Source organism: Clostridium bowmanii (genome assembly GCF_018861315.1).
Classification (GTDB): Bacteria; Bacillota; Clostridia; order Clostridiales; family Clostridiaceae; genus Clostridium_AD; species Clostridium_AD bowmanii.
The window spans coordinates 264,644-280,085 of sequence record NZ_JAHLDL010000001.1 but is presented as its reverse complement, the minus strand read 5'-3'; the positions used below and the strand labels follow the sequence as shown (position 1 = coordinate 280,085).

The 15,442-nt window shown below is 30.6% G+C and carries 13 protein-coding genes and 2 rRNA genes; 11 read left to right on the top strand and 4 right to left on the bottom strand.

What is annotated here, in order from left to right; translation table 11 throughout:
* From KPL51_RS01250 to KPL51_RS01230, 5 genes are all read left to right on the top strand, one after another.
* Positions 1–86 (top strand): 23S ribosomal RNA (locus tag KPL51_RS01250); the annotation flags it as partial.
* Between the two features lie 88 nt (positions 87–174).
* Positions 175–291, top strand: a 5S ribosomal RNA gene (rrf, locus tag KPL51_RS01245).
* 242 nt (positions 292–533) lie between these two features.
* The gene (locus tag KPL51_RS01240; RefSeq protein WP_216156116.1) at positions 534–695 is read left to right on the top strand and encodes a YvrJ family protein; all 162 of its coding nucleotides are present in this window, start codon (positions 534–536) and stop codon (positions 693–695) included.
* Between the two features lie 233 nt (positions 696–928).
* The gene (locus KPL51_RS01235) at positions 929–1,318 is read left to right on the top strand and encodes a DUF4158 domain-containing protein (protein WP_224853465.1); all 390 of its coding nucleotides are present in this window, start codon (positions 929–931) and stop codon (positions 1,316–1,318) included.
* A 236-nt stretch (positions 1,319–1,554) separates the two neighbouring features.
* Positions 1,555–1,890: a Tn3 family transposase gene (locus KPL51_RS01230; protein WP_216156110.1), complete on the top strand. Its 336-nt coding sequence runs from the start codon at positions 1,555–1,557 to the stop codon at positions 1,888–1,890.
* A gap of 241 nt (positions 1,891–2,131) precedes the next feature.
* Here the strand turns inward: KPL51_RS01230 and KPL51_RS01225 are convergent, their stop codons facing one another.
* Positions 2,132–3,196: a TolB-like translocation protein gene (locus KPL51_RS01225; RefSeq protein ID WP_216156106.1), complete on the bottom strand. Its 1,065-nt coding sequence runs from the start codon at positions 3,194–3,196 to the stop codon at positions 2,132–2,134.
* An 11-nt stretch (positions 3,197–3,207) separates the two neighbouring features.
* Complete coding sequence (locus tag KPL51_RS01220) at positions 3,208–3,846, bottom strand: RlpA-like double-psi beta-barrel domain-containing protein (protein ID WP_216156103.1); 639 nt, start codon at positions 3,844–3,846, stop codon at positions 3,208–3,210.
* Positions 3,847–4,230: 384 nt separating this feature from the next.
* Between KPL51_RS01220 and KPL51_RS01215 the strand changes: the two genes are divergently transcribed.
* On the top strand, positions 4,231–4,776 hold the full coding sequence (locus tag KPL51_RS01215; protein ID WP_216156101.1) for an MATE family efflux transporter: 546 nt from the start codon (positions 4,231–4,233) through the stop codon (positions 4,774–4,776).
* On the opposite strand, the gene KPL51_RS01210 is transcribed toward KPL51_RS01215, so the two are convergent.
* Positions 4,751–6,199 (bottom strand): right-handed parallel beta-helix repeat-containing protein, encoded by a 1,449-nt coding sequence (locus KPL51_RS01210; protein ID WP_216156098.1) that lies wholly within the window; start codon positions 6,197–6,199, stop codon positions 4,751–4,753. The two genes, KPL51_RS01215 and KPL51_RS01210, sit on opposite strands and share 26 nt — an antisense overlap.
* 280 nt (positions 6,200–6,479) lie before the next feature.
* Between KPL51_RS01210 and hutG the strand changes: the two genes are divergently transcribed.
* A complete protein-coding gene (gene hutG, locus KPL51_RS01205) occupies positions 6,480–7,502 on the top strand; it encodes a formimidoylglutamase (protein ID WP_216156095.1) in 1,023 nt (340 codons plus the stop codon).
* 6 nt (positions 7,503–7,508) lie between these two features.
* On the opposite strand, the gene KPL51_RS01200 is transcribed toward hutG, so the two are convergent.
* On the bottom strand, positions 7,509–10,367 hold the full coding sequence (locus KPL51_RS01200) for an AAA family ATPase (protein WP_216156092.1): 2,859 nt from the start codon (positions 10,365–10,367) through the stop codon (positions 7,509–7,511).
* A gap of 575 nt (positions 10,368–10,942) precedes the next feature.
* Here KPL51_RS01200 and KPL51_RS01195 point away from each other — a divergent pair.
* The 4 genes from KPL51_RS01195 to KPL51_RS01180 all read left to right on the top strand — a co-directional run bounded on the left by KPL51_RS01195 (position 10,943) and on the right by KPL51_RS01180 (position 15,419).
* A complete protein-coding gene (locus KPL51_RS01195) occupies positions 10,943–11,353 on the top strand; it encodes a hypothetical protein (protein WP_224853462.1) in 411 nt (136 codons plus the stop codon).
* 66 nt (positions 11,354–11,419) lie between these two features.
* A complete protein-coding gene (locus tag KPL51_RS01190) occupies positions 11,420–11,932 on the top strand; it encodes a TIGR00366 family protein (protein WP_216156086.1) in 513 nt (170 codons plus the stop codon).
* A 244-nt stretch (positions 11,933–12,176) separates the two neighbouring features.
* Entirely contained in the window at positions 12,177–13,781 is a 1,605-nt protein-coding gene (locus tag KPL51_RS01185) for a BCCT family transporter (RefSeq protein WP_216156082.1), read from the top strand.
* Between the two features lie 120 nt (positions 13,782–13,901).
* Positions 13,902–15,419, top strand: coding sequence for an HAL/PAL/TAL family ammonia-lyase (locus KPL51_RS01180; RefSeq protein WP_216156079.1), 1,518 nt, complete (start codon positions 13,902–13,904; stop codon positions 15,417–15,419).
* Positions 15,420–15,442 lie beyond the last annotated feature (23 nt).

Below are 15,442 nucleotides of genomic sequence, written 5' to 3'. Positions count from 1 at the left end.
GGAAGAACACCAGGTTGATAGGTTAGAGGTGTAAGCATGGTAACATGTTCAGCTGACTAATACTAATAAGTCGAGGGCTTGACCAAGTTATTTAAAGATAATGCGATAAGGCTTCTGACGTAAGGAAGAAGACTAATTCACTGTGCAATTTTCAGAGAATATTTATATTCTCTATCTGGTGATTATGGCATGAAGGTAACACCCCTTCCCATACCGAACAGGTCGGTTAAGCTTCAATGCGCTAATGGTACTGCAGGGGTAACTTTGTGGGAGAGTAGGTCATCGCCAGGTTATAAATAAAAGCTACTAAGGTTAACTTAGTGGCTTTTATTTTCGTCCATTCAATTTTCTTAATGGAAGTGACATACCAAGAGATTGCAATCATTAATTGAGTACGAAGATAATGAAATAAGAGCTTGACAAAAGAAAGTGAAATTAGAGCTGATTTTGACTTAAAATATATTTATAAACTCATGCAAAACAATTGGAATAAGCATATATATTATTTATAACGGTGTGGGAGGTAATGCTTCATGTATGATGCATTTGTTAAACTGGTTAATACAGTTGGCTTCCCTATAGGTGTGAGTATATATTTGCTAGTAAGATTTGAGAAGAAAATTGAAGATTTCAATAAATCTATCTCTGACTTAATAGTAGTTATATCCACCGTTATAGGAAAAATTGAAAAATAGGGATGCCAAATTGGTATCCTTATTTTTTTTATTGATATATTAGGTTTTTTTTATGCTAGTTAAGTAATTCTACAGTTGGGTGTGTTTTTAGTGTTTTTAATCATATAATAGGGGGTGTTAGCTATATTCGGATGAACAGAAATACTTATTTAAAAGATAGGATGGTGACAAACAGTCATGACAGATATGACAGACGGAAATATTCCTAAACGCTTGATTAGTTTTGCAGTACAATATTAAACCTATATAGGTATAAGAGATTGAAAATTACAGATAGAGAATGTTTAGTTAATTATTTAATATATAAAGCCTTAAAGAATAATAATCTAAAATATCTAATTATAGAAGCAATTAATGAACTTAAAAAATCTAAAGTTCTGCTGCCATCTATAGTAACTATTGAAAATATTATAATTGAAGTTAGAAATTATGTTGATAATGAAATTTTTGATGTAATATCTACATCAGTATCAAATGAGCAAAAGAAAAGTCTTGATATATTGATAAATGTTCAAAGTACAGAAAAAAAACTAAATTATCCTGGCTTCGTGAAATATCAGGGAAGTCCTCATCAAATGCTTTCAATGCAGTTGCGGATAGAATTGAGTATATTCGCAGTTTAAAGCTTGAAAACATTGATTTACGCAGTATACATAATAATAGAATTGACGAATTATATAAATTAGGATCAAATTATGAAGCCTATGATTTTAAAAGATTTGATGATAAAAAAAGATATTCTATTCTTACAATATATTTAGTTAATTTTTGCAGTAAACTTATAGATCAGGCTATCCAAATACATGATATTCAGATACAGGGTGTGCAGTCCTTTGGCAAAAAAGAGCAGGAAAATCTTATGAAGAAGAATGGAAAAAAGGCAAATATAAGTCTCCATAATTATGTAGAGCTTGGTAGAGCAATAATTAAAGCTAAAGAAGAGGGTAAACCTTCCGTTGATTTTAAAACTATTGAGGATGTTATGCACTGGGATGAATTTGTGATTTCAATAAATGAAGTATCCGAAATTACTAGACCCAAAGAACCAAACGATAATGAAAGAGCATGTATAACAGCTTCACTTATGGCGCTTGGGACAAATATAGGGATTAAGAAAATGGAACAAGCAGTAAAAGGAATAAGCTATAAACAAATGAGTAATGTGGTTAATTGGAGAATGAGTGATGGCCTTTGAGGGATATATTGCAATAATTTATAAAAATTAGAATTGTATTTACTATAATGAAATACTAATAAATAGGTCGTAGATTATTAGAGATTCGAACCATTGGAAGCAATGGCTTAAGCTTAAGCTGAGTTTATTTGCTTGAAATTCGTTAATATTCAATAAACTACCTTAAAAGCCACATCAAGAAATTATTATCCATGATGTGGCTCATTTTTACATGCATATCGGCTGTATCCGACTTACATATTTAATCTTTAATAGTCATACCATAAATTAAACTCGAAACTTTAGGATTAAATATCTTTTCTAATTCTTTGGTATTGATATTATAACTGAATATAGCTGTTGGATAGCAGGACATTTCATTAACTTTTATTTCTTTGCTGTTTTTAGGTACTCCAGTAAAATATATATGGCTGTCATCATTGGACATTTCTACTAAAACAGGATGTGCAATTTTACTTACAATTGAATTGTAAGCATTAGCTAAAGTGCTATCTGTTATTATAGTAGTTAAATGTCCTGTATCTAAAGACAACTCATATATACCAACCCCCGGATTCTCATTTATATCAGAACCACCTATAAGAACCTTTTTATAAGTAGAATTATATGAAATAGATTCTATTAATGAAGCTTTTATTGTTGCAATTTTACTTAATCTATTTGTATTTGAGTTTACTTCAAAAATAGTATGAATCAATGGTTTTAGGTGTCCTTGATTTTCTTTCCAACTTTTTAATCTTAAACTAATTGAATTGGTCGATATAAGCAATTTATTATGTTTAATGCTGAAAGTATCTACTTCTCTATCTGAATCATCATTGTCAATTATGTCATAAGATTTAGTATCAATTTTTATTTTAGCAACCTTAATTACTCCATTAGGTGCATTTAAAAAAAATATTGAATTATCATCCGAAACTCTGGGATGAGATTTTGCAGTCTTGTTATCTGTAACCTGGAAAATTTTATTTTCCTTAAAATTATGCAGATAAATTTGCCAAGGATAATAATCACCTAACGCATCTGCATAGACTATTTTAGAATTATCCTTATATAAATCACCGGTAATACTTACATGTCTATCAGTTATAAGATATTTCTCAATTCTACTTTTAATATCTAAGGATAATATACTACCTTTATTATCTATGGAAAAAGTAGATATAATTAGTTTCTCTTGTGATGATTTTACAGATAACGATAACGTAGTTTTTTTAGCAATAAATTTATTACTTATAGCATATCCAACTAGTAAAACTATTAGTATACTAAAAATAATAATAAATTTTTTACTGTGCTTATGCATAGTTGTTTTTACTAACCAATTGATCCACGAAATAATCCATCTGACTCTTTTGCAACAAGGTTAAAGGAGTATTTTGCCATATCTAAAATTCTTCCGTTTACATATGTACCTCTATCCAATATCCTAACAGTAGTATATTTCTTATTAGAAGCATTAACAACTGACACAGGAGTAAATGCGGCAATAGTTCTATGAGCAGCACCATCATCTGCATAATAATGGGTGAAAGTATAATCTTCTGCCCAAATATCAAACCATGATATTGTACCTATTTGAGTTTGAGTAGTAGCAATCATAGGTTTGTCTGTGCTAGTCAATTTAACTTCTTTCATAACAACATTTAAATCTGACTTTGATTTTGGAATTACAACAATTGGACCCCCTAATGCATCGTAAATTACAGTCATATTAGCTGTTATTTTAGGCAAGTCACTGGAGGGTTCATAGTTACTGCTATTTAATTTATTAGCCGTAGTTCCTTTCTTAAATAAAGACATTTCTCTATTAGAATTATATTGTATTACTGACCCTGGTTCCATGTATGATGGTATGCGTTCTGAAGTATTTAAGTTTTCTACTGCAAATACCATAGACGATTGAACCAAACCTAGTGCCAAAGTTAAACAAACTAAACCTTTGAATTTCTTCATATTTAATTATACCTCCAATTATTTTATTTTAGTACGAATTACAATATTATATATTAGTTTAAAAATTCCTCCTAATATGTAAAATAAAAACTTTATAAGTAAGCAAAGATCTTAATATACCTTTTTTTATTTCTTCTGATATTTTAAATGAATATTTACCCATGATTATAGCCGCTTTTAACTTTTCATTTCTTTTTAATTAGTTCGAAATGTTCATATAGTGTGACTCAAATCCTATCTTTTTCATTTTTAAGGAATATGTTTAAAATATATTTTAGAGTAATTAAAATACCGATATATTCAAAGAGTTCTTTGAATATATCGGTATTTTGGTAATATATGTCTTAACGTATAAAATCCGCGTTTTGCGGTTACTACCCCGGTATGAAAATAGAAACTTTATATTGGTGCATAATAGCTGTATTAGTATACTTTGGAGCAAAAAATATTATGCATTTATTTGTGCCTAATAAAAATTCAATTGTTGTAGAGTTTGGTGTAACTTATCTTCAACTTATGGCTTTTTTCTATTTGTTGCCAAGTTGGACCAATGGATTACAAGGCTATTTTAGGGGAATGGGAGATCTAAAGATTACATTAAGGTCAACATTTCTACAAATAGCCACTAGAGTATTTTTTGTATATTTGCTTATTAGCAAAATGGAAATTGTGGGGATTGCTCTAAGTTGCTTGGCAGGATGGATTGTAATGCTTGCCTATGAGATTCCTCTTTGCGATAAATATAGAAAATTCATAATATTGAACTTAATCTTTAATTTAATATACAACAAAAGAACAAGAAAGAGTAATACTTTCTTGTTCTTTCGCTTCAAGTATTTTTATAATCATCAGTGGACAATAGGAATGGTAAAAGTGATTCATAATCAAATTAATTCATTTCATATTATGGGATTATTTTTAGATTATTAGATACTAAGCGTTTATAACCTGGAATATAAGTTCCTAAAATTAAATCTGATTTACAACTGGAAAATAAATTATTAATTACTGTGTAATTCCTTCTTGGAGCATTTCCACCATTAGGTAAACTTACCCCTACAATACAGGACTTAAACAGATTATTTTTTACTACCTCGCTAGCACCTGCATATATCATTGTAGAAGTACGTTTAGATGCTGTTCCACTATCACAATTAGTAAATACACAGTGTTCTACTGTACCTCCATATGAGCCAGCAGCAAGATAACCAAATTCAACCCCTACAGATAGATTAGAAAACTTACAATTGGAAACTATCTTCTGCGCACTTGGGCTATCTATTCCTTTACCTAATCTACTGCCAGCGGCTAGTGCTTCATCACCGTAAAATTCACAATCATAATAGTTAGAAGAATAGCCACACCATTTTTCATAAAATTTACACCCTTTAATTATGGAGTTATTGCTATATATACCTATTACAGAATATCCACTATCAGATTTTAGAAATACGCAATCTGAAATATTAGCCTTAGCACTTGATAATACAGCAATATCTGAGTGTGGATTACCTGGGTGCTTATTTCTACCAGAGTTCTTAAAGGTACAGGTAGTTATAGTTACCTCTGAATAATCTTCACAATGGATTGCTTGACAAGCTATGTTTAAAAAATTGCAGTTATTTATAGTAATTTCTTTCGCATGTACTGCAACTCCTATTCCAAAACCTGAGGAAATTGATTTTGATACATTGTTTTTAAAATTACAATTTTCTATTATAAAGCGTTTACTAGGAGAATTAATCTCTATGTCGTCAGCTGTGGAATTTATAAAATTGCAATCACTAATAGTAGTGTCATAGGAAGGTGACTTATTTGATAAAATACCATACCCGCAACCATCAAATAAGGTGTTAGATACAGTTAATCCTTTAATAGTTGAAGCATTTTGGATACCTTGTGATGTGCCGCTTATTTTACAATCTACTATAGTAATATCGTCACCACTAGGGTATAAATTAATACGAGATTTGAAGGCTATATCTCTAATAATTTGATTACCTTTTAAATTAAATATTGCGGTGCTTTTAGTATCTAAACGTTTGATTATTGTAGAATCTCTACTATCACCAGTAACGGATACACCTGCAGGAATAGTAATAGTAGTATTTACTATATAATCCCCAGTTGGAAAAAACACAATTCCCTTTGATTTTGTTTTTGATATAGATTTAACTGCGTTTAAAATGGCTTTTGTATCGTTTGTGTGTCCGTCACCTTTAGCCCCAAACTGTTTTACGTTGACTTCTAAACTTACTATTTCAGAAGCAGTTACTATAACCTTAGAAAAACCTAAAGTGGTAATTATTATAAAAGTACATAATAAAATTGCAGCGAATTTGTTTTTAAACAATTATTTATCCCCCTAATTATTAGTTAGTATAATACTATATCGTTTTATAAGTTAGTTTATTTAGGTTTATTTAGATTTAGTTTTAAAATTTCATGTTTTATTACGTACTTGTGGGTAAAAGTGTTAAGTTTATATTGGTGTTGTGGACTTTTAGACGTTTTTTTGATGTATTAATAGTATTATATAAAATAAGGTAAGTATTTATATACAATAGAATTAAAATAGATTGATATTGTACTATAATTATAAACCATGGTAATGATGAGGGAGGATAAGTAATATGTTTGATAAAAACTACAAGATAACAGATAAAACAGTTTGGACGGGAAGAACTGATAGCGAAGACAATTATGATGCTTTTAGATGGCATCAATGTATAAACATAATAGATTTAAAAAGAAATGATTTAATTGCCTACACTGGAAAACTGGGATTTGCTTTTATTGGTTTTTGTTGTGATGAAGGTGTAAGGATTAACGGTGGAAGAACAGGGGCAGAAAAGGGGCCTGAGTATATAAGAAAAGAATTAGCTAAGCTTCCATGTAATTTCTCACAAAAGGTAAAGCTTTTTGATGTAGGAGATATATTATGCACGGATTGCACACTTTCAGAAAGCCAAGAGCTTCTATCGGAAGCCGTCCAAAGAGTTTTAGACTTAAATCTATTTCCTATTGTTTTGGGTGGAGGTCATGAAGTCGCTTTTGGAAATTATAGTGGTATCTTAAATTATTTATTACAAGAAAATAAACAGCCTAGTATTGGAATAGTAAATTTCGATGCACATTTTGATTTGAGACCTTATGAAAAGGGGGCAAGTTCTGGAACAATGTTTAGGCAAATAGCAGACATTTGTAGTGAGAGAAAACTTAAATATTCATATCTGTGCATTGGAGTTCAAAAGCACAGTAACACTATAGATCTTTTTAAAACTGCGGATAGACTGGGTGCTAAATACATACTTGCAAAGGATATGGTATCTACTGACAATTGGAAATTCATTGAAGAAATAGATGATTTCATAAAATCAACAGATCACATATATGTAACTATATGCTCAGATGTATTTTCTACAGCATATGCTCCAGGAGTAAGTGCATCACAGCCACTTGGGCTTGATCCCGAAGGTGTATTAAAATTCGTTAAATACATTTTAAGGTCAAACAAAGTAGTAAGTTTTGATATAGCTGAAGTTTCACCAAGATTTGATCAAGACAATATTACAGCAAACTTAGCAGCTGTATTGATTTTTTCTGTTGTAAATACCCTTTGTGAATTAAATGGTTTATCTATTGGTGGCATTTAGGGCAGTTTACTGCCCTAATAATTCTTTTAATTCATTTAGAAGCTCTTTTTCAGATGGATTTTTCATCATATTATTATATTTGCATGCTCTTTTATAATTGGTTATTGCTGATTGGGTATCTTCTTCTGCTATCATAAGTAGAGTATATACACAATAAGCGGTACTTCTTTGCCAGATACAATCAATTTTAGAATATAGCTTGAGTGCAGTTAGAATGTATTTCTTAGAACAAGTGTAATTCTTCATTTTGTAAAAACACAATCCTGCATTTGTATAAAATATGGGCAAACCAAGAATAGTTTCTTGATTTTTTAATGTTGCTATGGCTTTATCATAATAACAAATAGCTTCATGGTACTTGCTTTGAAGCCTCCTGCTTTCTCCAATATAATTATATGCAGCAGCTATATTAAGAGAAAAGTTATTTTTGCTTTCTATTTTTGTAAAAATATTAATAGATTGCTTTAATGTCTTTTCAGAAATATTATATTCCTTTAACATAATATGAAGATATCCTTTATGGCGAAGTAATACTGAGAGCTCTTCATTAAGATTATAGCAATTTGCAATATCTATTGCCTTATCTATATAGTCTTTCATCATTGTTGTATTACAGGTGTTTATGCAATAATAAATTATTATTTTATAACACCTTAATGTAAATTTATAATCGTTTAAATCTATTGATGCATTTATTAGACAAGTCACTATTTTAAGTCCTTTAGTATTATTGCCCTTTCTTATATAATCTCTAGCGATAATATAGGAAAACTCCATATCTATTTTTTGTAGTTCACTGCATTTATATTTATCCTCTCTTTTGAGCATGTCAATATTATGTCTTATAATTGAAAATTCTTTACATAGTTGCTTTGAAGATAAAAAAGCAAATCCATTTACACTAGGGTTACCATTGCATAGTATTGGAAATACTTCGTGAAAATTATGCAGATAGTTACTTAAATTCTTTATTTTGTATTCCAGTGATTTAATCTTATTGTCACTATTTTCATAGTGATAAATAATCTTTGAGTATAATGTTACATCTTTATCACTATTAACTAAATCTTTTTCAAGCATCTCTGCTATTAAAAGGTGATAAAACATTCTCTGAGATTCAGTAAGCTCCTTATAGACAAGTAGTGCCATCATGTTATGATTAAAGGAATAATAAATACAATCTTTTTTTATTTCTTGTATATATTTCTTCTTTATTAGACTACTTAAAATATCAAGTAAGTTAAGATAATTACCATTATAAACGCATTGAATTTCTTCCAAATTTGCCATATCAAAAAATATAGAGAGTATGTTAAGTATCTTTCTTTCATCTTTAGATATGTCAAAAAGTCTTGTTTTTAAGATATCTACAATTTTTGAAGGGATTTCATCTAGCTTGCCTTTGTTTTTTAGAATGTTTAACAATTCAATAAGAAAAAAAATATTTCCTTGAGCTTTTTTATGTAGAATGTTTTTTTCGTTTTCAGAAAAATTATGATTACTAAAACAATTATGCGAAAAATCAAATGTTTCTTCAAGGGTTAATGGCATTAGCTCAATTTCATGAATAAGTTTACGAGGTTTTAAAAAAGTAATGAATTCATCAAACTCAATTTTGTAGTCATTTCTTATATTTAATATGAATAGTATGGAATCATTTTTTACAATCAAATTTTTGAGTATGTTAAGGCTTATATTATCAATCCATTGTATATCATCAAAGTAAAAAACAAGTTTTTTATTAGCACTGATAATATTTAAAATACCGGAAAGTGCATTTTCAGCAGCTTGATAGTTTGTTTCATTATTGTTGCCTTGTAAAAAGGTGCTTTCATAAGCTCCACCGCAATTTTTTAAATCTAAGAAAGGGAAAAGATGTGAACTTATACTATTAAATCTTGGTGGGATTACTATATTATTTTTATCTATATATTTGTATATTTGCTCAAATATTCTATTCCAAGGTTTTAAAAAATAAACTGCTTCTGACTGGTAGCACTCAGTCTTGAAGATAGTGATTCTATCATCTTTAAGTGTATTTATAAATTCATAAATAAGTCTGCTTTTACCTATACCAGCCTGGCCTTTTATAATGATAGATTTAGATGGATTATTATCCAAAAAATCAATTAAATAGTTATTCAACTCTAACATTTCTTTGTCTCTTTTATAAAAAAAGCTTCCAGTATTTCTTTCAAATGATGAGATTAAAGATTTCTTTTTTAATATTTCCATATAAAGTTTTGTGGTTATTTCATTAGGTGTAACTGAAAGGTCCCTTTTTAGTATTTCTCTTAAATCATTATACACTATCTCTGCTTTATCATATTTTCCAAGTTTTAAAAATATTTTCATAAGGCTTCTATATGCTTCCTCATCAAATTCATTTAAATTTATTATTTTCTTGCAATATTCTATGGCAAGGTCTTGATTGTTACCAAGCATATTGCATATCACGGCTTTGTGAAGACCATTAGTATAAACGTCTCTATAATATTCTCTGCTTTGTAACATCCATTCTTCAAAACCTTTGGCATCTTTAACGTTAAAGCCTTCTAAAAAATCACCATTATAAAGACTTAGCGAGTTTTTGTTATTGCTCATAAAGTCAAATATATCACAAATAAAATGAATTTCTGGATTAACAAGTATTATTTCACGTTTGGGTGACATGAAAACATTATAATTAATTGCTTTTCTTATAGAATAAAATGCATTTCTAAGATCCTTCTTTGCTGTAGTCTCATCAAAATCAGGCCAAAAAAGATTTATAAGTGTATCTCTGGATGCCTGTTTATTAATTAAAATATAGTAAAAAAGAGCTTCAGCCTTTTTAAAGGAAAAGTGTATCTGCATATTATTCATTTTAACACTGGGTGTTCCAAGAAGAGTTACATGTATTACTATTATAATAATCACCTACAAAAATTAGATTTTAATTTTGACTTTCTTTAGACATTGTTATGATAAAATTGAGACAATCAGTTTTTTAATAATTTAGAATTTTTTAAAAACAGTCACTACACATAGATTCTTTAATAATAATATATAACTCTTTAAAAAGAATGTAAAGCATAGCTTAATTTACAGATTTTTTATTGCTTAATGTAAACGTTATTGCAAAGAATTTGAAAGCTGATTTTTCTTTCATAACTAAAAACTAAATAGGTTTAAAATGTTAAATTAGGGAGGATGATTAAATTGACAAATTCAAAAACCGGAAAAGAACAAAACAAAAGAAAAAAATCAAGTTTCCCCATGCGTTTGTACTACTATTTGGCATTATCGTATTTGTAGCAATACTTACGTACATTATTCCAGCTGGAGAGTTTAACCGAGTTGATGTAAACGGAACAAGTATGGTTGATGCTAGCAGTTTTCATTTAATTAATTCAACACCTGTAGGAGTATTTGATATTTTTGTGGCAATTCCATAGGGCATTCAAGCAGCTTCTTCTTTAGTTATTATGATATTGTTGATTGGTGGAGCTGTAAATGTGTTTGATGGGACTGGAGCTATTAAATCAGCCATATTTAGGTTAACAAAAATAATTGGTAAAGAAAGAAGTCACTGGGTTCTGGCTGTAATTATGCTCTTTTTTGGTTGCCTTGGAGCTTTTGCTGGAATGCTTGAAGCTGCTATTCCATTTGCTTCACTGTGTATAGGCATTGCATTAGCCCTTGGCTATGATGCGTTAGTGGGTATTTCAATTGCACTAGTGGGTATTGTTATGGGTTGGACAGCGGGACCTTCAAATCCTTGGAATGTTGGCATTGGTCAGAACATAGCAGGACTACCAATGTTTTCTGGTTTTAGACTTATAATATTTGCAGCTCTTATGATAGTATAAATTGGTTATGTTCTTCATTATGCTGCTAAAATCAAAAAAGATCCTACTAAGAGCATTGTTTACGGAATGGACACAAGTCATCTGATTTCTAATGATAATCAACAAGATATGCCTTTTACATTAAGGCACAAACTAATATTAGGTGTTTTTGTTACATCGATTGGGTTTATAGTGTATGGTACTATTAATTGGAAATGGGGAATCCCTCAAATGTCTGCAACCTATATTATAGGAGCAATGGCTGTGGGATTAGCAAGGACTATTCAGGTTGTTATGGATCAGGGACATATTGCAGACACCATCGTATATGGAATATCTTATCCACTTAAAGGGTTACCTGCTTATGTAACATCTGTTGCAATGATGATTGTACAAATGATTATTAACTTCTTTATACCTTCTGTAAGTGGACAGGCCATGGTTACTTTACCAATAATGGTTCCTGCGGCAGATATTATTGGACTTAATAGACAGATAGCCATACTAGCTTACCAATTTAATGATGGATTATCAAATGTTTGTTATCCTACTGTTGGCGGTTTAATAGCATTTCTAAAGTATATTTTAGTGAATGGTTAAAATATATTATGCCCTTATGCTATTAATCTGGGGTGTTGGTATTATATTCTTAATAGTATCCGTTAAGATTAATTTTGGTCCTTTTTAAAAATGAACTATTGGATGCACTTTTAATTAAGACTAATTAAAATAAATAGTATCTGAATAAAATGTTAAAGGAGAATATCAATTTAGAAATTCTTGAATAATACATATTTAATGTATTATTCAATTATATAAAATAATTATTAAAGGGGAGGAAAAAATGATAAAAAACAAGGCTAAAATCAGAAAGTCAATTTTTATTCCAATGGGTATCATCTTTGTTTCAGCAATTTTAACAGGTATTGTTGCACCCGAAGCTCTCTATAATGGAGAAAATGCTATAGTTGAATTCGCTTTTAAAAATTTTGGATGGTTATTTCAAATTTCCGGTAACATTTTCTTAGCACTTTGTGTATATCTAATGTTCTCTAAGTATGGAAATATTAAATTTGGTGGAAAAGATGCAAAGCCAACTTACAGTTACTGGAATTGGTTTGCAATTACACTTACTGCAGGAATAGCAACTGGTATTTTGTTCTGGGGCATTGCTGAACCTATAACCCATTTTATGAATCCACCAAAGGTTCTTGGAATTGCTGCAAAGTCTGAGGAGGCGGCGATGTTTGCTATGACTACTGTTTTTATACATTGGACATTTATTCCATATGCAATGTATTCAATAGCAGGTATTGGTATAGCATATGCAGTATACAATATGAAACTACCGTACCAGGTTAGTTCGGTACTGTACCCTATATTTGGGGATAAAATTAAGGGTACTGTTGGAGCAGTAGTTGATAATCTATGTTTGTTTGCTATGGCGGGTGCTGTTGCTGCAATACTGGGTGTAGGCACAATGCAAATAGGTAGTGGGCTTAATATTTTAACAGGTATAAAAACTGGAAAAACTTTATGGTTAATAATTATAATAGTAATAGTTGTAACATATATCGCATTTAGTTATACAGGAGTTAGTAAAGGTGTAAGATGGCTTGCAGATAAAAATTCGAAAATTTTCCTTGCATTAATGGCATTCATATTTGTATTTGGACCAACGGCATTTATATTAAATTTAGGAACTCAAGGTGTAGGAGACTTTGTTCAAAATTTCTTTGTACGGACTAGTTTCACAAGTCCTATAAATGGATCTGATTGGCCAAGATGGTGGCCAATTTACTATTGGGCAATTTGGCTTGCATATGCACCACTAGAAGGATTGTTCTTTACTATGCTTTGTAAAGGTAGAACAATAAAACAGTTCTTAATAGTTAATCTCGTACTTCCATCATTGTTCGGGTTAGTTTGGTTTTCAGTATTTGGAGGAGCAGCTATCCATCTTCAACTTAGTGGAGCAAATTTGTGGAGTACAATACAAGATAAAGGACTTGAGGTATCGCTATTTGCATTTTTAAAAAATTTCCCATTATCAACACTTATGAGTTGGATTATCATTTTTACGATAATAATTTCAATTTCAACATTATGCGATTCAATGACAGCAACAATAGCATCACTCTCAACTGCAACTAATAATGATACAGATTTTGAAGCACCTGGTTATTTAAAAATATTCTGGGGAACAGTTATGGGAGCAATGGCTATAGTAAATATCCTTTGCTCAGGTGGAAAGATAAGTGGTATTGATGCCACAAAGCAAATTGCTACGGTTGCTGGATTTCCAATACTGTTTCTAATGTTACTTATGGCATACAGTACAATAGTTATGATAGTTAAAAATGAAAAGCTTGATTCACCAAATTATCACAAAACAGTACACCTTGATGAAAAGGTAACAGTTAATGATGAAGATGCAATGATGATGTAGGTATAAAATTTTAGAACTTTATAAATACTAAATTCATAGTTCCGGAGATGATGATAAAATAATCTCTGGAACTATTAACCTAAAACTGTAAATAACAAAATAATATAATGAGGTGAGAAAATGGACAATGTACTATTACTGACAGGAAAGGATTTAACAATTCAGGATGTTTATGATGTGTCCGTTAAAGGTTATAGCATTGAAATAAGTGAAGCAGCAAAAAAAGTACTTGAGGATTCCAGGCAACTTGTTTTTGATTTAGTAGACAGCGATGTTCCTGTCTATGGATTTAATACAGGTGTTGGTTGGAATAAAGACAAGAAAGTTATGAAAGAATTTTTTAATCAGTACAATACAAATCTTATTCGTGCTCACTGCGTTGCTGTAGGACCTAATGCAAGCATTGAGGAAGTAAGAGCTATTATGCTTGTAAGGCTTAATGGACTTTTAAGCGGATGTACGGGTATACAACCTGCTATAGCTTATAAGTATGCTGAAATGATAAATAAAAACCTTACACCAGTGGTACCTGAAAGAGGATCAGTGGGAGAAGCTGATATTAGTTGTATGTCCCATATAGGTCTCTGTATGATAGGTGAAGGAGAAGCCTATTACGAGGGAAAGCTTATGGCGGCTTCAGATGCACTTAAAAAAGCTGGTATTGAAGAAGCAATTTTAGGACCAAAGGATGGACTTGCAATAGTGAGCTCTAACGCACTTTCTGCAGGAGAGGGAGCATTGGTAATTAAAGATGTACAAAACCTACTTGACACTGCTGATATGGTATACGCAATGAGCCTTGAAGGAATTAATGGAAATACTTCTCCGCTGGATCCAAAAACTCATGAAGCAAGACCTTTCCCAGGACAGGCTTATAGTGCAAAAAAAATAAGTGAATACTTAGAAGGAAGTTCTATATACCATGCAGATTGGAAAAAACCAGTACAGGACCCACTTAGTTTCAGAGGTACTTCTCATATTCATGGTGCGATTAGAGATGCACTTGAGTATGTTACCAAATACCTTACAATACACATAAATTCTTCAGATGATAATCCATGTGTAATATTAGATGAGCGAAGAATGGCTTCTTGCTCAAATTTTGAAGTGACAAACTGGGTATTGGGTTTTGAAATGCTAGGAATAGCACTGAGCCATATGTCAAAAATATCTTGCTATAGAACAATAAAGCTTAGTACTCCTGATTTTACAAAGCTACCAAGATTTTTATCACCAGCTGATAATGTAATATGTTTTGGTACAATTCAAAAGGCATTTGCTTCTTTAGATACTGAAATAAGACATCTTTCAAATCCTGCCACGGCTGATTATTTTTCAGTAGCTGGAGACATGGAGGATCATGCAAACAATTCACCTTATGTAGTTCAGAAAACTAGAAAAATTGTAGACAATATGTATTATATATTAGGTATGGAGGCAATGCATGCAGCCCAAGCAATAGATTTAAGAACTGATATTTCTTTAGGCAAAGGAAGCAAAGCAGCTTATGAAGCTATAAGAAGTGAAATACCATTCTATAGTGTTGATAGAAATCTTACTGTAGACATCCAAAAATCATATGAAGTTTTAAAAAGAGGAAAACTAATGAATAATGTTAATAAAGTAATAGAGCAATAATGCAATTTAATTGACTTAGGAGG